Origin of the sequence: Bacillus sp. SD075, from assembly GCF_017355165.1 — a bacterium.
Lineage (GTDB): Bacteria > Bacillota > Bacilli > Bacillales > DSM-1321 > Peribacillus.
Genome location: NZ_JADILK010000014.1, coordinates 68,216 through 90,640, shown reverse-complemented (window position 1 = coordinate 90,640; position 22,425 = coordinate 68,216). Strand labels below are relative to the sequence as shown.

27 protein-coding genes and 1 riboswitch are annotated in these 22,425 nt (G+C 38.3%); of the genes, 26 read left to right on the top strand and 1 reads right to left on the bottom strand.

Annotated elements, in window-relative coordinates; genetic code table 11:
- Positions 1–179: 179 nt before the first annotated feature.
- Complete coding sequence (gene pdxR / locus IOC57_RS12580; RefSeq protein ID WP_207439042.1) at positions 180–1,574, bottom strand: MocR-like pyridoxine biosynthesis transcription factor PdxR; 1,395 nt, start codon at positions 1,572–1,574, stop codon at positions 180–182.
- Between the two features lie 133 nt (positions 1,575–1,707).
- On the opposite strand from pdxR, the gene pdxS reads away from it, so the two are divergent.
- From pdxS to IOC57_RS12460, 26 genes are all read left to right on the top strand, one after another.
- Positions 1,708–2,595, top strand: a complete 888-nt coding sequence (gene pdxS / locus IOC57_RS12575; protein WP_207439041.1) for a pyridoxal 5'-phosphate synthase lyase subunit PdxS — start codon at positions 1,708–1,710, stop codon at positions 2,593–2,595.
- 1 nt (position 2,596) lies between these two features.
- Positions 2,597–3,196: a pyridoxal 5'-phosphate synthase glutaminase subunit PdxT gene (gene pdxT / locus IOC57_RS12570; RefSeq protein WP_207439055.1), complete on the top strand. Its 600-nt coding sequence runs from the start codon at positions 2,597–2,599 to the stop codon at positions 3,194–3,196.
- Positions 3,197–3,352: 156 nt separating this feature from the next.
- On the top strand, positions 3,353–4,099 hold the full coding sequence (locus IOC57_RS12565; RefSeq protein WP_207439040.1) for an SDR family NAD(P)-dependent oxidoreductase: 747 nt from the start codon (positions 3,353–3,355) through the stop codon (positions 4,097–4,099).
- A gap of 175 nt (positions 4,100–4,274) precedes the next feature.
- Positions 4,275–4,862 carry a TetR/AcrR family transcriptional regulator gene (locus tag IOC57_RS12560; RefSeq protein ID WP_207439039.1) on the top strand — a complete coding sequence of 196 codons (588 nt, stop codon included), beginning with the start codon at positions 4,275–4,277 and terminating at the stop codon, positions 4,860–4,862.
- Positions 4,863–5,072: 210 nt separating this feature from the next.
- Entirely contained in the window at positions 5,073–5,606 is a 534-nt protein-coding gene (ssuE, locus tag IOC57_RS12555; protein ID WP_207439038.1) for an NADPH-dependent FMN reductase, read from the top strand.
- Between the two features lie 232 nt (positions 5,607–5,838).
- Positions 5,839–5,947: riboswitch (SAM riboswitch) on the top strand.
- A gap of 172 nt (positions 5,948–6,119) precedes the next feature.
- Complete coding sequence (locus IOC57_RS12550; RefSeq protein ID WP_072273036.1) at positions 6,120–6,263, top strand: YezD family protein; 144 nt, start codon at positions 6,120–6,122, stop codon at positions 6,261–6,263.
- Positions 6,264–6,444: 181 nt separating this feature from the next.
- Positions 6,445–7,149 carry a phosphoadenylyl-sulfate reductase gene (locus tag IOC57_RS12545; protein ID WP_207439054.1) on the top strand — a complete coding sequence of 235 codons (705 nt, stop codon included), beginning with the start codon at positions 6,445–6,447 and terminating at the stop codon, positions 7,147–7,149.
- A 30-nt stretch (positions 7,150–7,179) separates the two neighbouring features.
- Positions 7,180–8,328 carry a sulfate adenylyltransferase gene (gene sat / locus IOC57_RS12540; protein ID WP_207439037.1) on the top strand — a complete coding sequence of 383 codons (1,149 nt, stop codon included), beginning with the start codon at positions 7,180–7,182 and terminating at the stop codon, positions 8,326–8,328.
- Positions 8,329–8,371: 43 nt separating this feature from the next.
- On the top strand, positions 8,372–8,971 hold the full coding sequence (cysC, locus tag IOC57_RS12535) for an adenylyl-sulfate kinase (RefSeq protein ID WP_207439036.1): 600 nt from the start codon (positions 8,372–8,374) through the stop codon (positions 8,969–8,971).
- A gap of 16 nt (positions 8,972–8,987) precedes the next feature.
- Positions 8,988–10,613 carry a nitrite/sulfite reductase gene (locus tag IOC57_RS12530; protein WP_207439035.1) on the top strand — a complete coding sequence of 542 codons (1,626 nt, stop codon included), beginning with the start codon at positions 8,988–8,990 and terminating at the stop codon, positions 10,611–10,613.
- Positions 10,614–10,633: 20 nt separating this feature from the next.
- Complete coding sequence (locus IOC57_RS12525; protein ID WP_207439034.1) at positions 10,634–10,849, top strand: DUF3906 family protein; 216 nt, start codon at positions 10,634–10,636, stop codon at positions 10,847–10,849.
- Between the two features lie 19 nt (positions 10,850–10,868).
- A complete protein-coding gene (gene cobA / locus IOC57_RS12520; RefSeq protein ID WP_207439033.1) occupies positions 10,869–11,645 on the top strand; it encodes a uroporphyrinogen-III C-methyltransferase in 777 nt (258 codons plus the stop codon).
- Positions 11,645–12,406: a sirohydrochlorin chelatase gene (locus tag IOC57_RS12515; RefSeq protein ID WP_207439032.1), complete on the top strand. Its 762-nt coding sequence runs from the start codon at positions 11,645–11,647 to the stop codon at positions 12,404–12,406. Before cobA ends, IOC57_RS12515 begins: the two co-directional genes overlap by 1 nt.
- Positions 12,387–13,019, top strand: a complete 633-nt coding sequence (locus IOC57_RS12510; protein ID WP_207439031.1) for an NAD(P)-binding protein — start codon at positions 12,387–12,389, stop codon at positions 13,017–13,019. The genes IOC57_RS12515 and IOC57_RS12510 overlap by 20 nt, the downstream gene beginning before the upstream one ends.
- Before the next feature lie 152 nt (positions 13,020–13,171).
- The gene (locus IOC57_RS12505; protein ID WP_207439030.1) at positions 13,172–14,071 is read left to right on the top strand and encodes a sulfite exporter TauE/SafE family protein; all 900 of its coding nucleotides are present in this window, start codon (positions 13,172–13,174) and stop codon (positions 14,069–14,071) included.
- 892 nt (positions 14,072–14,963) lie between these two features.
- Positions 14,964–15,173: a hypothetical protein gene (locus IOC57_RS12500; protein WP_207439029.1), complete on the top strand. Its 210-nt coding sequence runs from the start codon at positions 14,964–14,966 to the stop codon at positions 15,171–15,173.
- Positions 15,174–15,190: 17 nt separating this feature from the next.
- On the top strand, positions 15,191–16,567 hold the full coding sequence (locus tag IOC57_RS12495) for a GAF domain-containing protein (protein WP_207439028.1): 1,377 nt from the start codon (positions 15,191–15,193) through the stop codon (positions 16,565–16,567).
- Positions 16,554–16,766: a hypothetical protein gene (locus IOC57_RS12490; RefSeq protein WP_207439027.1), complete on the top strand. Its 213-nt coding sequence runs from the start codon at positions 16,554–16,556 to the stop codon at positions 16,764–16,766. The genes IOC57_RS12495 and IOC57_RS12490 overlap by 14 nt, the downstream gene beginning before the upstream one ends.
- Before the next feature lie 64 nt (positions 16,767–16,830).
- Positions 16,831–17,142 (top strand): helix-turn-helix domain-containing protein, encoded by a 312-nt coding sequence (locus IOC57_RS26520; protein WP_396020810.1) that lies wholly within the window; start codon positions 16,831–16,833, stop codon positions 17,140–17,142.
- A gap of 179 nt (positions 17,143–17,321) precedes the next feature.
- The gene (locus tag IOC57_RS25875; RefSeq protein WP_286184806.1) at positions 17,322–17,900 is read left to right on the top strand and encodes an AMP-binding protein; all 579 of its coding nucleotides are present in this window, start codon (positions 17,322–17,324) and stop codon (positions 17,898–17,900) included.
- A 71-nt stretch (positions 17,901–17,971) separates the two neighbouring features.
- Positions 17,972–18,634 carry a class I adenylate-forming enzyme family protein gene (locus IOC57_RS25870; RefSeq protein WP_286184801.1) on the top strand — a complete coding sequence of 221 codons (663 nt, stop codon included), beginning with the start codon at positions 17,972–17,974 and terminating at the stop codon, positions 18,632–18,634.
- Between the two features lie 26 nt (positions 18,635–18,660).
- Complete coding sequence (locus IOC57_RS25865) at positions 18,661–18,873, top strand: AMP-binding enzyme (RefSeq protein WP_286184800.1); 213 nt, start codon at positions 18,661–18,663, stop codon at positions 18,871–18,873.
- 459 nt (positions 18,874–19,332) lie between these two features.
- Positions 19,333–19,851 carry a mismatch-specific DNA-glycosylase gene (locus IOC57_RS12475; protein WP_207439025.1) on the top strand — a complete coding sequence of 173 codons (519 nt, stop codon included), beginning with the start codon at positions 19,333–19,335 and terminating at the stop codon, positions 19,849–19,851.
- Between the two features lie 31 nt (positions 19,852–19,882).
- On the top strand, positions 19,883–20,623 hold the full coding sequence (locus IOC57_RS12470) for an AzlC family ABC transporter permease (protein WP_207439024.1): 741 nt from the start codon (positions 19,883–19,885) through the stop codon (positions 20,621–20,623).
- Positions 20,614–20,940 (top strand): AzlD domain-containing protein, encoded by a 327-nt coding sequence (locus IOC57_RS12465; protein ID WP_207439023.1) that lies wholly within the window; start codon positions 20,614–20,616, stop codon positions 20,938–20,940. The genes IOC57_RS12470 and IOC57_RS12465 overlap by 10 nt, the downstream gene beginning before the upstream one ends.
- A 328-nt stretch (positions 20,941–21,268) precedes the next feature.
- Positions 21,269–22,282 (top strand): glycoside hydrolase family 15 protein, encoded by a 1,014-nt coding sequence (locus IOC57_RS12460; protein ID WP_207439022.1) that lies wholly within the window; start codon positions 21,269–21,271, stop codon positions 22,280–22,282.
- Positions 22,283–22,425 lie beyond the last annotated feature (143 nt).

Below are 22,425 nucleotides of genomic sequence, written 5' to 3'. Positions count from 1 at the left end.
AGCGGTGAGGAGGCACTAGACATTAGGCAGGAGGGTCGCAAATTTCTTCAATCCAGTGTGGTTTCATCATAGATAAAAGTCTTGTTTTAAAATCATGGTAATCATTTCGGTAAAATCGTGATGAGACCATTCCGAAACCGATAAACTTAAGAATTTCACGACAGTGAACTTCTTTTTCTTTATAAACCCCATGAGATCAATAAAAGGTGAATGGCATTTTCCAATTCGGATTCAGGGATCCCTGCAAAGCCCAATATGATTTTTGGAGGATGTTCGTCAATTTTTTCGATCGAATATGACGATAATCCATAAATTTTAATATGATTATCATTTGCCTTTTGAATAAGTGTCTGTTCATCCATACCGTTCTTAACGATGAGGGCGATATGCAATCCTGACCGCTCCCCAATGATTTTTATTTGTTGATGGGGCTTAAACAGATCAATCACTTTATCTAACTTGCGACGGTAAACTTTCCTCATTCGATTCAAATGCTTTTCGAAATCCCCTTCCTTCATGAACTGTGTCAATACATGCTGATCAATCCGAGAAACGGTTGAATGGTAAAAAGATAATTCCTGTTGATGCATTTGTAACAACGGAGCGGGAAGAACCATATAACTGATCCGGATTGATGGCATCAATGATTTTGAGAATGAACCTAAATAAATCACTTTATCACTGGCATCCATACTTTGTAAGGAAGGAATTGTTTTCCCACTATAACGAAATTCACTATCATAATCGTCTTCGATAATATAGCGGTTTGCTGCCCCTTGAGCCCAATTCAACAATCGAGTCCGTCTGTTAACGGATAGGATCGTCCCATTAGGGAAGTGATGTGAGGGAGTGACATACACGACGTCAATCTTTGAATCTTCAATTTGGTTCACCTTTACGCCTTCTTCATCAATTTGCAGTGGATGGACTTCATTTGGGTAGTTGCGTAAAATCCGGTGAATAAGGTGATACCCAGGATCTTCAACACCATATATGGCATTTTTATCGAATAGAAGGACAAGCTGCTGCAATAAAATTTCCATTCCAGCACCTATGATGATCTGTTCGGGAACACATTGTACACCACGTGCATGATACAAATAATGGGCAATTTCACATCGTAATTCATACTCCCCTTGAGAATCCCCCAGTAAAAGAAGATCTTGATGTGATTCATCGATTTTGCTTTTCATGTATTTTCTCCATTTCTCAAATGGGAAGTGTTCCGTGTCAATTTGGCTGGGATGAAAATGATACAGCAATTCCCCTTCTTTATGATTGATTTGTTCCAAGGATACTTGGTTAGTTTGTGTATACTCTAAATCCTCGGATGTTTGAATATAGTACCCTTTTCTTGGTATGACTTCAACGTATCCTTCAGCAGTCAATTGTTCATATGCAGTCTCGACAGTATTTTGACTTATTTGAAGGAACTCTGCCAATTTCCGTTTGGAAGGCAGCTTTGTGCCGTAAAGAAGACGGCCATCAATAATTTCTTTTTTAATATATGAATATAATTGTTCGTACAAAGGTACGTCACTTAACCGATTTAAATCACAAGAAAGCATATTCATTTTGTTTCCACCCTTTTGAGTTATTTATACTGACCCCATTAAATTTATTAAAACTGACACTTTCAATACGGTCAACTATTTTTTATACTAAATCTAACAAATCTAAAAAATGAAAATATTAGGGGGAAGAGAAATGGAAAAATTATTAGGAACTGAAACAGTAAAAAGAGGAATGGCACAAATGCAAAAGGGTGGCGTAATTATGGACGTCATTAACGCAGAACAAGCAAAAATCGCAGAAGCATCCGGTGCTGTCGCTGTCATGGCATTGGAAAGGGTTCCTTCCGACATCCGTGCGGCTGGCGGGGTAGCTAGAATGGCAGATCCTCGAATTGTCGAGGAAGTAATGAATGCAGTGTCCATCCCGGTCATGGCTAAAGCAAGGATTGGCCATATTGTTGAATCAAGGATCCTGGAATCCATGGGAGTGGATTATATCGATGAAAGTGAAGTGCTGACTCCTGCCGACGAAGAATACCATATTCTAAAAAGTGATTTCACTGTACCTTTCGTTTGTGGCTGCCGTGATTTAGGCGAAGCTGCACGCCGTATTGGTGAAGGAGCATCAATGCTTCGCACAAAAGGAGAACCAGGTACCGGTAATATTGTGGAAGCTGTGCGTCACATGAGAAAGGTACAGTCGCAAATTCGTAAAGTGAGCATCATGAGTGAAGATGAATTAATGACAGAGGCAAAAAATATTGGAGCTCCTTATGAAATTTTAAGAGAAATCAAACGCACAGGTAAATTGCCTGTAGTTAACTTTGCGGCTGGCGGAATTGCTACTCCGGCAGATGCAGCACTGATGATGGAATTGGGAGCAGATGGCGTTTTTGTAGGATCTGGTATTTTTAAATCTGAAAATCCAGAAAAATTCGCGTCGGCAATCGTTCAAGCGACTACATATTTCACCGATTATGAATTGATCGGTCGGTTGTCCAAAGAGTTGGGCAGTGCAATGAAAGGAATTGATATTTCCAAACTAGCTCCGGCAGAACGGATGCAGGAACGTGGATGGTAATATGATAACTATCGGTGTTTTGGGGTTACAGGGAGCAATTGAAGAACATTTGAACCAAATTAAAGCTGCAGGCGAACAAGCAATTATAGTAAAAAAACCGGAACAGTTACTGGAAATCGATGGATTGATCATTCCGGGCGGAGAAAGCACTACGATGAGGAAGCTTATGGATCGTTATGGATTTATGGAACCGATCAAAACTTTCTTCGAAGGTAAAAAGCCTATTTTCGGTACATGTGCAGGGATGGTATTGGCGGCCAATGAATTGACTGGCGACGAGAAGGCCTACCTTGGACTAATGGACATATCCGTGAAAAGGAACGGATTTGGACGTCAAAGGGATAGTTTCGAGGCTGAACTATCAATCAAAGGAATGGAAGAGCCTTATAAGGCAGTTTTCATCCGGGCACCGTTTGCTGATGGAATTGGAAAAGGTGTAGAAGTATTGGCTGTTTATGAAGAGAATGTAGTGGCAGCGAGACAAGACCATGTCCTCGTCAGTGCGTTTCATCCTGAATTAACAGGTGATGATCGTTTTCTCCAACTTTTCATTGAAATGGTGAAGACATCCGTAAGTAAGGTCGAATTGAAAACCTGCTAAACAAATGAAGCTGTCCTAATATTAGGACAGCTTTACTTTTGGAAACCCAAAAGGCCATAAAATAGATGCATATTGCTTGAATTTAATATTCTTAACTTTTATACTTAATAAGTAAGTGATTACTTACTTATTGTTGGTGTAGAAAGGGGAATGTATATGACAGCAAGAGTTGCAGTTATTACAGGAGGAGCAAGTGGAATTGGCCGAGCAACATGCTTGAAATTCGCAGCAAAAGGGGACAAGGTCGTTGTTGCGGATTTTAATGAAGAAATGGCACAGGAAACTGTTGAACAGATAACGGCGAATGGTGGAGAGGCCATTTTTGTTAAAACGGATGTTTCTAAGCAGGAGGATGTTGAATCGTTAATCAATAAAGCAGTGAATACATTCGGAGGGGTCGATATCATGTTTAATAATGCGGGCATTGGTGCAGGCGGTATGATCCTCGATCAAGATATGGAAGGCTACTTCAAAACGATTGGAGTAAACCAACACGGAGTTGCCTTTGGAATCATGGCAGCAGGGCGGAAAATGAAGGAGCTAGGTAACAAGGGTGTCATTATAAATACCGCTTCAGTGTTTGGCTACTTAGCTTCCCACGGGACTTTTGCCTATCAGGCGACTAAAGGCGCTGTAAGAATGATGACACAGACAGCAGCTTTGGAATTGGGTGCTTATGGCATACGCGTTGTGGGCATTGCACCAGGTGGGGTTGATACTCCTATCATACAAGGCTATAAGGATATGGGAATCATCGATAAATTGAATGCAAGTCAAATACGCGGTAAATTAATTAAGCCAGAAGCCATTGCAAATGCCGTCTATCTATTATCGTTAGAGGAAGCGGATGCGATTAATGGAAGTGTAGTCATGGTCGATGATGGCTATGCATCTTTTAAGTGATTTTCTGAAAAAGAAAACATCGTCTGATGGGGACGATGTTTTCTATTTATGATATATGGGAATATTGAATTCTAATAGATCAATGGTATTATGTTGACCGATTGATACCATCGGGATATCATGGAAAATAGATTGGTGAAACCGGTCTTATCATTATAAAAGAAGGTTGATATTTTTGAAAAAAGGGCAGCAAACCAAAGAACGAATCATAAATGTAGCCCGGACTCTTTTTGCCACTAAAGGTTTCGACATGACAAGAACGAATGAAATTGCCTCTGCATGCAATGTTTCCGAAGCTACTATTTACAAATACTTTGACAGCAAAAAAGATTTGCTTTTGGCTACAATTACCCCTAATGAAAAAGAGGAATCTGAAGATGGGACTAGTCATCTATCTACGGATGATCTAGTGGAGAACCATGTTTGCACCATGATAGAAAAAATTCTTGATAATAAAGAACAGTTTTCGATATTATTTAGAGAAACACAATTCGATCAAGATATTTCAAAGCAATATGTAGATCAGATTTTCAAACCAAATGCCAAGCATCTTGAAATACAGAAGAGAATAGATAGCGGAGAGATACAGTATATCTCAGATATTATCCTATTAAATGTAGGGATCATTTCTTTAACATTGGCATTGTCTACACATTATGAGATCCATCAGCAAAAAAAGGAGCCATATTTTACTTCTGAACGAATTAAGAGCATTGCTCAACTTTTAGTATATGGTATTCATGGTAAACAAAATCATACATAATGAAACGGTCATATTGAAGGGCATGAGCACCAAGACACAAATATGACCGTCTTATTTTTATTCAGAGTCGCAGAAGCCAACTGATGAATTTATTAAACCCGAGTGTAAGATTTGACATATATTTTTCAGACTATTACGATAAATGCATACGGTACGAAATGCTTTACGAAGATTTTATCTGGAAATCATGTTACGTTGGAGGGGTATTAAATGAGCGATATCGTAATTTTATCAGGAAGTCCTGCTATTCCATCAAGAACGGACATTTCACTAAAACATATTCAATCATTAGTCGAAAACGAAGGATATAACACAGCTTATTTCTCAATTACGGATTTCTCAGCAGAAGATTTATTCCAAGGGAAATATAATAGCGAAGATATCTTAAAGCTTTCAGAGAGAATTCAAGCAGCCAGAGGGATCATTATTGGTTCACCGGTTTATAAGGCTTCTTATACAGGTGTATTGAAAGCCTTGATTGATTTGCTGCCAGAAGGTTCTTTTAAGGGTAAGCCAGTGCTGCCAATCATGATTGGTGGAAGTAACAGGCACCTATTGGCGATTGACTATGCGCTAAAACCATTAATTTCAATATTAAAAGGCGAACCGCTACAGGGCATTTATTTTGTTGATAAGGAAATAGATAAACAGAATTCAGAAAAACCGATTAATGATTTGCATTTAATGGATCGCGTCCAGAGTCAAGTACAAGAATTTGTAGAAGCGATACAGTTAAGAAATTAATGACTTCAAGTAATGACTGGGGCCAATAATAAGCGTATTTATGAAAATAGACTTATTTTTTTGGAGATCTTATCTAAAAAGACGAGTCTATTTTCGTATTTATATGAACATTAAATTATAACTTGAATAGTGTGTATAAAAATAACAGTTCATCCATAATATTAAACCAAGTTATTTTATAAGAAAACTCCATTGACAAGGATTAAATATATGTTAATATTTAAAATAATAAAACTTATCCAGAGCGACGGAGGGAATTGGCCCTTTGAAGTCCAGCAACCTGCATGATGGATGCAAGGTGCTACCTCCAACAAAATGTTGATCATTTTGGTAGATAAGGTAAAGATATTTACCTTGGGATCTTTCCATCATGGAAAGATTTTTGTTTTTTTGAAAAACTGTAGGCAATCCATAACAATGTAAGGTTGTATGGAATTATATAAATCTAAGAAATTCATGTAATCAGCGTTAATAAATAAAATATTCGCGGATTTTCTTAAAGGAGGAACTGGTTTGGATAAAGAGAATCAGCTTGAAGAAATATTTGAAAGACTTCAAGAAATGCTTAATTCAATGAAATATGGATCCATTACACTTATTGTCCAGGATGGTAAAATCATTCAAATGGAAAGAAATGAAAAATTAAGAATTAAATAAGGTATCTGCTGACTAGAAAAACTAGAGGCGGGTTTAACTGATATAAAGAGAGTATTGGTTAGATTCGTCTCTTTTTCCTAGAATCAAATAAACTGGAGAGGATTACAACGGGTATTGATAAACAGTTACTCTAACCTGATACAGCAAGTTTTTAGAGGGGGCTACGAAGTTGGCTGCATTAATAAATTATGACAATTTTAACAAAGGGGATTTACCTGCATTTCCTGAAGACAGTGAGACAAAAGGTGCTTTGGAAGTTTTGCAATGGGCGAATGACCATTATGGGAACGAACTGATTTATGCTTGTAGTTTTGGTATTGAGGGCATCGTGCTCACTGATTTATTGGCGAAGGTCAATCCTTCGGCAAAAATAGTTTTCCTTGATACGGATGTTCATTTTGAGGAAACTTACCAATTGATCGAGCAAGTGAAAAAGCGATATCCAAAGCTTTCGATCGAAATGAAGAAACCTGCCTTGACGCTTGAGGAACAAGCAGCGGAATATGGGGATGAATTATGGCTAAGTGATTCCAATAAGTGCTGTAACATCCGTAAAATCATTCCGCTTACAGATGTGCTTTCAACGGCAACAGCCTGGCTTTCAGGACTGCGGAGGGAGCAATCCGAAACAAGGGCCATGACCGAGTATGTCAATAAGGATAATAAGTTCAAGTCAGTTAAAATATGTCCACTCATACATTGGTCATGGAAAGATGTTTGGCGCTACGCTCATAAAAACGGACTTCCATATAATATCCTGCATGATAATGGATATCCGAGTATTGGATGTAAAACGTGTACCGCACCTGCCTTCAATGCAGATGATTTACGCTCAGGCCGTTGGCAAGGAGCTCAAAAAACGGAATGTGGATTGCATTTATCTTAAATTAAATAGAAACCATAGGGGGAAATTAGCATGACGATCAGTCTACCGCACGGAGGAACATTAATCGATCTTTGGGAACCAAAATATGATTTTAGTAAAATAACAAAGTCGATCGAAATCGATGAAATTGCTTTAAGTGATCTTGAATTGATAGGAACTGGTGCCTACAGTCCGATTAAAGGATTCTTTACAAAAAGTGACTATGAGACAGTGGTCAAGGATATGAGACTTAGCAGTGGGCATGTATGGAGTATCCCGATTACGCTGCCGTTGACCGAAGATACTGCAGGAACCCTAACTATAGGTGAAGAAGTAACGTTGACACATGAAGGTGTAACATACGGGGTCCTATCCGTTTCCGATATTTACACTCCAGATAAGCAATTGGAAGCAACATTAGTATATCAAACGGATGATGAGAAGCATCCTGGAGTGAAAAATTTATATAACCGCGGGGATGTATATGTCGGCGGGGAAATAAAGTTGATCAAGAGAATAGAGCGTCCGCTATTTCAAGCTCATTACCTGGACCCAGTCGAGACAAGGAAAACCTTTGCTGAAAAAGGCTGGGAAACGGTTGTCGGTTTCCAAACGAGGAACCCTGTTCACCGCGCACATGAATACATTCAAAAGACAGCGTTGGAGATTGTCGATGGCTTATTCTTAAACCCTTTGGTAGGTGCCACTAAATCCGATGACATTCCGGCAGATGTAAGAATGGAAAGTTATAAAGTGCTACTTGAAAAATATTATCCCAAGGATCGTGTCTCCCTTGCAGTTTTCCCTGCTGCCATGCGTTATGCAGGTCCTAGAGAGGCCATTTTCCATGCGATGGTCCGTAAAAATTATGGTTGCACCCATTTTATCGTCGGACGTGATCATGCGGGTGTGGGCGATTATTATGGCACATATGATGCTCAAAAAATCTTTGGGAATTTTAACGCAGATGAGCTAGGGATCACGCTATTATTCTTTGAACATAGTTTTTACTGTAAAGCATGTGGCAATATGGCTTCTGCTAAAACTTGTCCGCATGGCAAGGAAGACCGTGTCATCCTGTCTGGAACGAAGGTAAGGGAAATGTTGCGTAATGGTGAAATTCCTCCAGCTACCTTTAGCCGTAAAGAAGTCATCGAGGTGTTGATCGAAGGTCTAAAAAAGAATGAAGTTTATAACTGATTGGACATAAATTGAAGGATCACATGAAGAGGGGGAATATTATATGAGTAAAAGTACGAATGTCACTTGGCATGAAACGTCATTGACCAAGGAGCTCCGCCGGAAGCAGAACGGGCATGAAAGCACAGTTCTATGGTTTACAGGGCTCTCGGGTTCCGGAAAATCAACAATTGCGAACGCGGTCGCTAAAGAGTTATATAACCGGAAGATTCGAAGTTACGTTTTGGATGGTGATAATATCCGCCACGGATTAAATAAAGATTTAGGTTTTTCTGAAGAGGATCGAACCGAGAATATTAGGCGAATCGGTGAGGTTTCCAAGTTATTCGTGGATAGTGGTCAATTCGTATTGACCGCTTTCATATCACCTTTCAGGGCAGATCGGAAGATTGTACGTGATTTACTCGATGAAGGTGAGTTTATTGAAGTATACATAAAGTGTCCGATCGAAGAGTGCGAAGTGCGTGATCCAAAAGGTCTTTATGACAAGGCGCGTAAAGGCATCATTAAAGATTTTACCGGAATCGACTCTCCATACGAAGAACCTGAACAACCGGAAATCATTTTAGAATCCGACCAATACAGCATTGAAGAATGCGTTGAACAAGTAATCAGCTATTTGACAGCAAAGAAAGCGATCTAATCAAGGAGGAAATGTAATGGTTTACGAGAAATTTTGGTCGGAAAATCCACTAATCTCTAAAAATAAAACGGAAATCTGGAAATTGGAAAAAGACGGATTGAAGATATTCGATGACATTCCACATTACGCTGCAAATGGTTTTGATTCCATCCCTAAAGAGAATTGGGATATGTTCAAGTGGGCAGGTCTATACCTGCAACGGCCAAAAGAAGCAGGTTACTGGATGATGCGTGTCGTTATTCCCGGGGGTATCCTGACTTATGATCAACAAATAGCTCTAGCTAACATCGCTAAAGATTATGGGCGGGATGTATACGACATTACAACCCGTCAAGCCATTCAATTCCACTGGTTGACCATCGAACAAGTCCCGGATATCTTAAACCGCTTGGAAAAGGTTGGAATGACTACAGCAGGTGCATGTGGTGATATCACACGTAATATCATCGGTAATGCATTAGCAGGAATCGATCCTGACGAACTTTTTGATACACGTGAGGTACTTTACGATGTATTTGAGTATTTCCGCCTTAACGAAGACTATTCGAACCTTCCAAGGAAATATAAAATGTCCATAAGTGCTAATATCCATAATGCTTCAAATGCTGAAATCAACTGTGTTTCATTCAATCCAGCTACTAAAGTAATTAATGGAGTAACGGAAGTTGGTTTTCACGTAAAAGTAGGCGGAGGGCTATCCTCCGTTCCGATGCTGGCAGAAGAACTTGACCTATTCATTTTACCTGAAAAAACAGTCGAAGTAGCGGCAGCCATCACGACGATATTCCGTGACTTTGGATACCGTGAAAAACGTCATCGCTCGCGATTGAAATTCCTTGTCGCTGATTGGGGTCCTGAACAATTCAAGGAAAAATTGCTGGAGTACACCGGTCCGCTTCCTGAAAAGGGTGAAAGCGCGGTGAAGGGATGGAATGCAGGTTATTTCTACGGCATCCATAAACAAAAACAAGATGGTCTGAACTATGTTGGAGTCAATATACCAATTGGGCGTCTGAATCCAGACGAAGTGATCGAGTTTGCAGAACTTGCGAAGAAATATGGAAATGGTGAAATCCGCAACTGTAATTCTCAAAATCTTATCATTCCAAATGTGCCGGATGCAAAACTTGAGGAATTAAAACAGGAATCCATCTTCGAAAGATTTCCATATCAACCAAAAAAATTCATTGGTTATTCCGTTTCTTGTACAGGCATCGAGTATTGCAACCTAGCACTCGTTGAAACAAAAAACCGAATGAGGACCATTTCTGAATCATTGGACAAGGAAATAGATCTTGATGTTCCTGTAAGGATGCATATGGTTGGTTGTCCGAATAATTGCGGTCAAAGAGCCATCGCCGAAATTGGGCTTCAAGGCATAAAAATGAAAAATCAGGATAAAAAGATGGTCGAGGCTTTTGAAATATACGTCGGAGGAACGCTGAATGAGGGTGGGAAGTTCAATGAAAAACTTAAAGGAAAAGTGGAAGCTGAACAGCTCTATCATGTTTTGAAAGAACTGATCCTATTTTTCAATGAAACAAAACTTCTATCCGAAACCTTTCTTGATTTTGTGGAAAGGGTAGGGATATCCCAGTTACAAAGCAAGTTTGATGATATATTAACGAAAGTGGCCGTTTAATAGGGGAAGGTAAGCAATCCATGAATCTATACCGTTTCGAAGTCACTATAAAGGAAAAACCAATCCATGTCATCATTGTAGCCGATTCGGATGAAAAGGCGTTTGAACTTGTTGATATCGAGCTGGAAAAACATTTTTTAAAAATGCCTGAAGTGTATGACATCTCATTATACGAAAAAAGGAAAATTAAAAATGGAGCAGGTTTCGTTTTATCGGAATTCGAAACAATTCTCTAAGGGAAGGCAGGTTGCAAAAATGGGGAAAGTATATCTAGTAGGAGCCGGTCCCGGAGATCCAGATTTAATTACATTAAAAGGATTAAAATGCATTCAAGAAGCTGATGTCATTTTATATGATCGACTTGTCAACAAAGAACTTTTGAATTATGCAAAAGATGGTGTAGAGCTGATTAATTGCGGTAAACTGCCGGATTATCATTTGTTGCAGCAGGATACCATCAATCGGTTCCTGGTCAAATATGCAAAAAAGGGGAAAATAGTCACCCGTTTGAAAGGCGGCGATCCATTCGTCTTTGGTAGAGGCGGTGAGGAAGCGGAAGCCCTTTCCAAAAGTGGCGTGAGCTTTGAAATCGTTCCAGGAATTACGGCTGGAATCGCCGCTACAGCTTATGCGGGAATTCCAGTTACACATAGGGACCACGCTTCATCTTTTGCAATTATTACCGGTCATCGGAAAAAGGATGAAGAGGATAATATCAAGTGGGAATCCCTTGCAAAAGGAATCGATACATTGGCCATTTACATGGGTGTTAAAAACCTGCCCTATATTCAAGGAAAACTTTTGGAGCATGGAAAAAGTCCAGAGACTCCTGTTGCCCTTATTCATTGGGGGACATTAAAAACGCAAAAAACAGCTGTCAGTACTTTGGCTAATGTAGTGGCAACCGCCAATAACGAACAGATTTCGAATCCATGCATGATAGTTGTGGGAGATGTCGTTAATTTACGAGAAAAAATCAAATGGTTTGAAGGTAAACAAACCGAAAATTTATTGGCTAATGAGGCTTATTAATGGAAGCCATTTTATATATCTGCCATGGAAGCCGTGTTAAAGAAGCTTCAGCCCAAGCCATTGATTTTATTAAAGTTTGTATGAAAGCACAGCCAAATACGATTCAGGAGTATTGTTTCTTAGAATTGGAAACTCCTACGATAGAAAAGGCATACGAACGATGCGTGCAAAAAGGTGCAACGAGAATCATTGCCATTCCAATCCTATTGCTAACAGCTGTACATGCAAAACATGATATTCCAGTCATATTGAACAAAATGAAAGAACGGTACCCTGCCGTTGACTTGAAATACGGAAGGCCGATTGGTGTCAGTAACAAAATGGTTGACATTTTAGTGGAGCGGTTGGAGGAAACAAATGTAAGGGTTACGGAGGATTCCTTGGTTTTATTGGTTGGAAGGGGCAGCAGTGATCCCGACGTAAAAAGGGATTTGTCTCGATTGGCCGAGTTGCTAAAGAACAGGTTTCCAAAAATCCGAGTGCAAGAGTGTTATTTGACAGCTGCCACACCAAGCTTTGGAGAAGCCTTGGAATTCGCAGAGGCATCCCGACCAAACCAAGTATTTATCATTCCTTACCTATTGTTTACCGGTCTCTTAATGCAGTCCATCGAAAAGGGAATAAAAAAGATCCAAAAAAAGGGACAGCAGAAATTCATACTTTGCCGATATCTAGGTTATCATCCAAAGATTGAACAAGCAATTTCGGAACGAATTCATGAAGTGAGTGGGGAGGGAGCTTATGTATCCAATTACGCTTAATATTGAGAACAGAAAGTGTGTCATCATCGGCGGTGGTAAAATAGGTTACTTTAAAGCGGGCCCCTTATTGGAAGCTGGTGCTGAAGTGACCGTCATAAGCCCCGAGATATGCACAGGTTTTCAACTGTTGGAGAAAGAAGGTAAGATTCAAGTTTTACTTAAAGAAGTGGAAGAAACTGACTATAAAGATGCATTTTTAATCATTGTTGCAACAAATTCTACCGAAGTTAATGAACGAGTGTATGAGAGTGCATCCCAAAGTCAGCTGGTGAACGTTATTAGTAATCATGAGCTGGGTAATTTTCATATTCCGGCCACATTGAATAGAGGCATGCTTTCCATAAGTGTTTCTACCAATGGAGCAAGTCCAACGCTCGCAAAAAAAATACGGAATGACCTAGGTAAAGTATATGATGAATCATATGAAGAATATTTAGAATTCCTCTTTGAAGTAAGGATGATAATAAAAAATGGTTCATTTTCAAAAGAGGAAAAATCTAAGTTACTGAAAGATTCAATAGGGGATATTTATAAATATTCCCTAAAAGAAAGATATCGTTTTTTAGCTAGGCTTTTACCAGTAGAAGCTGAAGAAAATATATCATTGGGCTGATCAGAAAAACTGAAGGCACCTAACCAACATTTCATTTCATTTTGGTTAGGTGCCTCTTTGTGTCTTAATGGAAATCAAATTGATTTATACAGGCAAACGGTACCATCGGATCGATGTTATAGAGGTTATTTTAGTGAAAAAAGGGGAATGTCATGAAAAAGTTAATCGTTTTGGCCTTTATCGGGTTTTTAGCCCAATTAATCGATGGTTCGCTTGGAATGGGGTATGGAGTGAGTTCCACGTCCTTATTGTTGACATTCGGGATTGCCCCTGCAGTAGCATCAGCGTCTGTTCATTTATCGGAAGTAGTCACCACAGCAGTATCCGGAGCTTCACATATTAAGTTTGGGAATGTGGATAAAAATATGGTCTATCGCTTGATCATTCCAGGTTCAGTTGGTGCATTTGTAGGTGCATGTTTCCTGAGCAACCTGCCAGCCGAATTAGCTAAACCGTATATTGCCATATTCTTATTTGGCCTTGGTGTATACGTTTTATTCCGTTTTTTATTTATTTTTAAACCATCGAAGGAAAATGAAACTGTAAAGCCATTGACCGCAAAACAGTCCATTCCGTTAGGCCTTGTTGCTGGCTTTTGTGATGCAACAGGCGGAGGCGGTTGGGGCCCGATTGCAACGCCCGTTTTGTTGTCAAAAAAAGGCATGACGGCGAGAAAAGCCGTAGGGACTGTGGACACGAGTGAATTTGCCATTGCTTTCTTTGGTAGCCTTGGTTTTATCATTTCACTTGGATGGGAAGCTGTCAATTGGCTATGGGTCGCAGCGTTGATAATTGGTGGAGTGGTTGCTGCACCAATTGCAGCCTGGCTCGTCAGGATGCTTCCTGCTCAATTAATGGGTGTTTTAGTGGGTGGATTCATTATCTTAATCAATCTAAGAACATTATTAGCTACTTGGATTCCGATTGAAGCCCATATATATATCTATATAGGCATCGTGATTATATGGCTTTCTGGAATTCTTCTTACCGTCAATAAGATGTCCAATGCGAGAAAACATGAACATATCGAACAACGGCAGAATGTTTCTTGATTCGCAAGTTTGAGAGAAAAGAATTTATACAAAAGCATATTCTGATATGCAACATAAAACTCGTAGGTACTTAAATGCCTACGAGTTTAGTCATTTGCCAAAAGGGATTCTTCTTTAAAGTTGTTGCGGTTTTAATAAAGGTTTTTTAGCCCTCTTAATAAACGAGAGACTAATGCCTCCAATATCTATATAATTGATTCTCCTTAATACCCCCTATAATAAAGTCATCCATCATGAGAGATCTGAATAATTTTAAAACAGCAGCAGAACCATTAATTTATGGCCTGTTGCTGATCAAAAGATTGAATTGTACTTTCATATAATACAATAAGCAGTACTATGTTTTTTACAATAACTTCAATAATTAATCTCTTATATCCTTGCCTATTTGAACTCCAATATTAGCTAGTATTTTTTATAGACAATTATGACATTGCATTAGGAATATGGTCGAATTAACTACGAGCAGTGATTTATTTGAGGAAGTGTTATATGAAATAACCGAAGATACACTTCGATTAACAGAAACGGTCCAGGTTGGGAAAGCAATCTCGACAATCGTTACCATTCCACTAAATCAAGTGATATATATTCGTGTGATAACACGCAATAGGCCAGCCATCTATGAGGTGGCAGTTTCTTGTATGCATTTGAAATGCCTCTTTATTCTCCAGTTTTTATACATTCCTTTCACTGAAATTCCTCGATGCTCACGGAACGTCATATCTGATCCGTACCGACTGGTTTATTAAGCATAAATGATGAATGAAAGTCTTACGGGTAATACATATTAATCATTCATTCTATCCATTGGGGAAAATAATTGATAGGAGGAGCTATGTTAATATTGGTATAAAAGGGTCTTGTTACAAATTATACAGAAGGGGGGAGTTTGATTGGAATTTACGTAGAAAGAAAAATTGACCATCATCTTCGTGTAACGGCTAGGCAGCTTATTATGTTCGATACAGAAGAAGAGTCATTAAAGTTTCTAATAGATTCATTTCAATCGGATTTGAACTGTGACTTTGTCTGTATCCTTTTAAATGAAAAGGGAAATTTAGTTCCAAAAGTAATCAATGGTGAATCGGAGTATTCCTGAATAATTTCCCCATCAACATGAGTGATGACAGTTCAAACCTTTTAGAATATCCCCTGGCCTTTTCCAATCCGGAAGTGGAGCGTATATATGAATTAACGGATGTAATCAGAAAAGAAAATTTACAGTCATGGTTCATTGTCCCTTTTAAAAGGGATTATGGTTCGTCAGGTGTTTGTTTGATTGGTTTTAAAGATTTGGTCCCTTTATATGACGAAATGTTTTTGATTTTCACGGACTTTGGAAAGGATATTGCCGTTGCGATCAAACTAGCAAAGCAAAGAGAAGAACAAAAGAAAACTGGAATTGAATGGGTTACGGAAAGCTTGTCCGTTAATTCACCAATAGAAAGAATCATTGGAAAAATAATAGAAAGAGCAGGAAAAGGAACGCAATCAAAAAGGGCCTGTGTCTATTTATATTTAGAAAAGGATAATCGTTTCATTTTACAAGAACCATGTTTTGGACGGCCACTGGCATTAAAAAAGATCATTCCCAAAATTAATAAACTAATTGACTACTTTCCCTATTTGGCTGAATGGGGAGGACCAGCATTAACGGTTTCCTTAACGATTAATTTGAAAACGATTGGTGTGCTCCATGTAGAAAACAAGGAAATGAACAACGGAATATACACAGCGGAAGATTTACAAACCTTGAAATTATTAGCTCAACATATGGCAGCTTTAATTGAAAATATTAGATTATTTGAAAGCGAAAAGGAGCATAAACAAAGATTGCATATGCTGCTGGATTATCAGCAGGTTTTAGTTAAAGAAACAATTAAGCAAGACGGTTTTATAGGAATAACCACCACTATAAGCGAGCTTTTTACAAGTTCGGTCATACTTTTTGATCGGTTCATGCGACCAATTGCACATTGCATGCACCTGTCGGATAAAGAAGATTATCATTTTCTTATTGAAAGAGCCACATCCCAGGTATTCCAAGGACAAGCCCAAGAGGTATGGAAAGCTTCCCTGGCTGAATCGGAAAAGATATTGATGACATGGCCAATCAATCATGGAGGAGATCTGCTCGGACATTTGACTCTCCTCGTCGAGTCAAATGATGTGGATGACTTCTTTAAGCTAAGTGTTGATATCGCTAGAAATATATATTCTTTACAATTTATAAAACAGAAGCTTGTATTTGACGCGAAAGAACAGGTAAAAGATGGATTCATTCATAAATTGTTGCTGCCCAATATGATAAATGAAGAGGAAATCATTCAATATGCAAATGTATTCAACTGGATTTTATTTTTGCCACACCGTATTTCTGTATTCGCTTTTAATCATGCTAACGAAGTTGAATCTGACAACGGGATAATTGTGCATCAAGAGAAAAAAAACTTTATTATTCAATCGGTTGAGGGAGTGGGTGACAGCTTTTGATAAAGATATTTTATATGCCACAAAAGGAGATTTTTTTATATTGATCGTTCCAATTTCAAAAGAGAAAGGTGATCCAAAAGATTTTTGGACAAAACTCTTCAGTTCTTTGAAGAAGTGGAACAAAAAAGAATGGGTAAAGCCTTTTTATTTAGGTATTGGCGGTAAGACATTGTCAATTGCTGATTATTACGTTTCATAACAACAAGCTGTAGAAGCTCAAAATGTAATTATTAATCAGCAGCAAGAGTCGAAATTTGTCTTTTATGATGAACTTGGTGCCTACCCACTTTTACATAAAGAACATCTCCTCGACCCGAATATTTATTAAAAAATATCTTGGACCGATTTTAAATAATTCTCATGATAAAAATAATACTCTCTATCATACACTCCGTGCCTATTTAAATAATAACGGAAGCATGAAGGAAACGTCAGCGGAGCTTTACATTCACCGCAGTACACTGCAATATAGAATGGGAAAAATCCAAAGCCTATTAGATATCGAATTAACAAGTCCCCAAGAGAGATTTAATTTACAACTTGCATTTAAATTAAGTGACATCATAAATCTGTAATTCTACATAATGACGGAAAACTTTATTCTATTTCCTTCGTGGTGCAGGTATTTTTCTCTGCACTATTTTTTTATACTTAATACACGGAATATTCAATTAATAAACGTATTAGAAAGATGCTTTGATTTATATGAAAGCGATTACAGAAAGGGGCTATGAAGATGAAGGATATACAATAACTGTACACCATATTTGAGGATGCTTACAGGTCGGAACCAGAAAAGGAAGCTGTATTCGATGGGTGTAGGCGAATTACTTTTGGTGAATTGTACTCGGAAGTGGAAAATCTATCTTCAGCGCTTGTTCATTTAAATAATATAAAAGGAGATCGAGTGATGGTCTGCTTGCCGAATTGGCATGAATTCTTAACGATTACATTCAGCCTTGCGAAAATTGGAGCGATCATTGTTCCTTGTAATACAAGATATAAAGAGGAAGAGCTCATGTACATATTAGAAAATTCAAGGGCTAAAGCAGTATTTCTAATAGACAAATATGATCATATGGACATTTTTAGGAATAAGTTGAATAACACTTTAATTGAGGGAGGGCTAAAGCAAATCTTTACTGTTCGATTTCACGCAGTAGGTTTCAAATCTTTGGATGATTTAATGGAGATAGGTAAGTGTAGGACATTCCCCGAGATGGGGATCGATACCCATGAAGATATATTTTCCATTCTTTATACATCAGGAACGACCGGTTATCCAAAAGGAGTTATGCTGAGTCACTATAATGTATTAAAACTGCTCAGTTAACCAATGCTGCACTTGAAAGTTCAAAAGAGGATGTATTTTTTATCCCAGTACCTGTATTCCATATATTCGGAATGGCTGCATCGATCATTCCGGCCATTGAGGCGGGGGCGAGGATGGTTTTGCTCGAAGAGTTTAAAGCATCCGAGGCCTTAAGACTAATAGAACAAGAGAAAATAACGATTCATAACGGAGTCCCAACCATGTTCATTTTGGAGTTGAATCACCCTGGATTTGGTGATATGGACTTATCCTCGCTAAGAACTGGAATTATTGATGCAGCACCATGTCCTGAAGAAATCGTCAGAAAAATAAGAATGGAAATGGGGTGCAATGTTGTTGTTGCATATGGTTCAACAGAGACATCTTTCACCCTTACAGTGACATCATTGGAAGATGATGATTCTATCCGCTCACAAACAGTTGGCAAGCCAACATCCGGTTCAGAAGTGAAAATTATTGATGCAAATAGAAATGAAATGCCTTCAGGTGGAATTGGAGAGATAATCTGTCGAAGCCCCTGCGTGATGAAAGGATATTTTGAAATGCCAGAAAAAACTAGTGAAGCCATCGATTCAGATGGATGGTTTCATACAGGTGATCTCGGAACGATGGATGAGGAGGGGTATCTCCGAATTGTAGGAAGAAAAAAAGAGGTGATCATTAGAGGCGGTTATAATATATATCCCCGCGAAATTGAAGAATTGCTATATAAGCATCAAAGTGTATTGGAGTAGCCATTATTGGACTGCCGGATACAGTTATGGGAGAGGTTTCCTGTGCTGCTATTAAACTGAAACCTGCAAAAGAAGAAACAGAGGAATCCATTAGGCGATTCATGGAAGATCTTATAGCAAATTATAAAATACCTGATTTTTTTGTCTTTTTGGAAGATCTCCCCATGACTCCTATTGGGAAAATTAAAAAGATGGCATTACAGAAGGCACTTATTGCATTCTGCTTTACGCTGAATTAAAGGGCAATTGGTGTGATGGTGAGTTTGAGAAATGATCGGTCATTAATAATTAATTTGTCACAATAAAGATTCTTGTGTAACAATATGTAAAAAAACTTGAAACAGGCAAAATTAATGGTTCCACCTGGAGAAATAGGGAATGACCGTCATGTAAATAATGCTTATTCAGGTAGAATTCAAACGATCGGGATCATTTGCTTTCTAAAAACTTCGAAACCATATTTATGTCGAGAAAGAGACATAAATATGGTTTTTTCTTGTTTAAATGCTAATTTCATGCGAAGTAATAGGTTTTTTATTCCATTTTTCAGGTTATCACTATAGTTTGGAGCTTTACCGTTCAACCAAATGAAATCGATAATATCTGGATATATGTTTGTTAATGTGGCGGAAAAGGTAGTTAAATATTTTTCAGTTTTGTACAATAATTATATAAGAGAAATGAAAAGGAGTTTTAAAATGGAAGGCATCTCAGATCATTTGAAAGAAAATATGGATATATTGTTCATTGGTTTCAATCCAAGCATCCGGTCCGGAGAGACAGGTCATCATTATGCGAATCCAAACAATCGTTTTTGGAAAATCCTCTTTGAATCCGGTCTGACACCAAGGAAGTATCACCCAACTGAAGATTCGTCATTATTGGATTTAGGTTATGGTTTTACCAATATCGTTTCGAGGCCTACAAAAGGTGCTGACGAAATCACAAAAGAAGAGTACATAAAAGGAAGGACGCAATTAAAAAGGAAAATTGAAAAGTATAAACCTAAACTTGTCTGTTTTGTAGGCAAGGGTGTCTATCAGGAATATCGTCAATTACGGAATGTCTCTTGGGGATTGCAAGAAAATCCCATATCGGATCGTACCCTGGAATTCGTTGCACCTTCTTCCAGTGGTTTAGTGAGGATGCGGATAGAAGAAATCATTCAAATATATAGTGAGTTACCAATTCTGCTCGGCAAGTTGGAAACTAATTGAAGAAACTTATTAAAACAAGGGGGGAATTCATATGAGTGAGGATAGTGCTGAATGGAAGAGCGGTGGTTTTTCCGAAGTTAATGAAGCGGAAGGTTTTTGGCAAGGAGTTAAGGATTGTATACCTACATTATTGGGATATTTAAGTATCGGTTTTGCTGCAGGGGTCGTCGAAAAAACATCAGGATTAACCATGATTGAAGTGGCGCTTATGTCTCTTTTACTCTATGCAGGTTCCGGACAATTCATAGCGGCAGGAATGATAGCTGCAAGTCATCCAGTATCAGCCATTATTTTTACGATTTTTTTTGTTAACAGTCGTCATTTATTACTTAGTGCAGCATTGGCTCCCTATTTCAGACATCAGAGTTTGAAACAAAACCTGATAACTGGAGCCTTATTAACTGATGAAACATTTGGAGTGGCCGTCACAGCAGCACAGAAAAAGAAACAAATCGACTTTAAATGGATGCTTGGACTGAATCTTGCAGCTTATTTAAATTGGTTCATTGCAAATATGGCCGGAGGTTTTTTTGGACAATGGATTCCGGATCCCGAAAAATATGGAATGGACTTCGCCCTGCCTGCGATGTTTATCGGTCTTTTAGTTTTGCAGATTTTAAGTAAAAAGGAGTTTTTTATAGATTTTGTAGTCGCTTTTAGCAGCATATTAATCGTTGTTTCAGTAAATTTCTTCTTTCCAGGCAGTACTGGCGTCATAGTTGCAACGGTTGTAGCTTCAACGATAGGGATGGTGATTGGAAAATGGAGATAAGTGGATATATCCTTGCTGTCATCATAGGTACTTCGATTGTAACTTTCTTACCTAGGGTCGTCCCTTTGATGCTGCTTAGTAAAATGCAGATTCCTGAGTGGGGCATCGATTGGCTGAAACATGTGCCAGTGGCTGTAATGGCAGCGTTGTTGGCTCAAGAACTTCTATTTTCGGAACAGGTATTCTCAATTAAGGATAATGCTTTGAATTTGGCAGCAGCTTTACCAGCTTTCCTGGTTGCCATTTTTACGAGGAGTCTGTTGGGGACGGTTATGATTGGCGTTCTTTCCTTGATGATATTACGATTTTTCTTTTAATAAGTACTAAACATTTAAATGATAGACCGATAAAACCAGTAATGGATTGCCATTACTGGTTTTATATTTTCTTAAGGAAATTCCATAATAGGCAACTTTTTGAGTCTGTTCATTTCGGTTAGGCAAATGACGCTTTTTAATGAACATTGGAAGCTTGATTATCAAAAAGGGCAGTGATTACATAAGCTAGGGTGAATGAACTTCTGATAAGTCGTTTTGGTTAATTGAATTGAAAGCGCTTCTAATTGAAATTGAAACAACCAACGTTTAGAAAATGGGAGTCTGTCAACAATGGGAATAAGCAAATAACTATGGAGGTGTTCAATTAATGAATATAAATGGTGCACTAGAGGTTCTTGACCGCATGCGGCTTCCTAATGGCGCGTATACTGCAAGCGTTTCCGATGATTATAATTATGTCTGGATTAGAGACGTCGTTTATACGGTATTACCTTTTATAAATGATCCATCCAATCGTTACGAGAAAGCATATCATGCATTATTCGACTTATTTCAATCCTATGAGTGGAAGATAGATATTCATACAGAACAGAAACCCCAGTTTCTTTTTGAACATATCCATGCACGATATTCCACTGAACTTAAAGAACTGCCAGATGAGTGGGGGCACGCTCAAAATGATGCGATAGGTGCCTTCTTATGGGGTGTCGGTGAAGGATATAGGCATGGTAAAAAGGTGATAAGAAATCAACGTGATTTACAAATCGTTCAAAAGTTGGTCAATTACTTGGAATGCCTGCAATATTGGCAGTCGGAAGATAACGGGATGTGGGAAGAGAATATTGAAATCCACGCTTCAAGCATAGGTGCATGCGTTGCTGGTTTGAATTCAGTCAAAATGCTGGTCAACGTTAAGGAGGGACTGATCAAAAAGGGAGAAGAAACCCTTCGTTTCCTGCTTCCTAAGGAAAGTTATTCAAAAGAGACGGATTTAGCTCTTTTATCCTTAATTTATCCTTATCGGCTAGTAGATCGTGAAATAGCCCTTAAAATATTGAAGAATGTCACAGAGCGCCTAGAAAGAACAAAAGGTTGTATTAGATATGAAAAGGACCTTTATTATAATGACGGACTAGAAGCGGAATGGTGTTTCGGGCTTCCATGGTTGGGCTTATGCTACCTTGAACTTGGCATGATGAACAAAGTGAAGGAATATTTAGATAAAACAAAAATGATCATTCCGGAAAATTGGGAAGTTCCTGAATTATATATAGGAGGCAGGAATATTCCAAACAGGAATACTCCTTTGGCATGGTCAGTCTCATTATCATATTTATTCTTGACGAAGACTTCCATGATTCGAACTGAACAAATAACATGAAGAATTCATGCTTGATACCATAAAGCTCTTCCCGAAAAATGGGGAGAGCTTTTTTTGGAATAATATTTTTTTTACATTAAATGGCTATTTTTCGCAAAAAAATGTTTTAATTTTCAAAAAAACGGGCAATTATTACAATATAT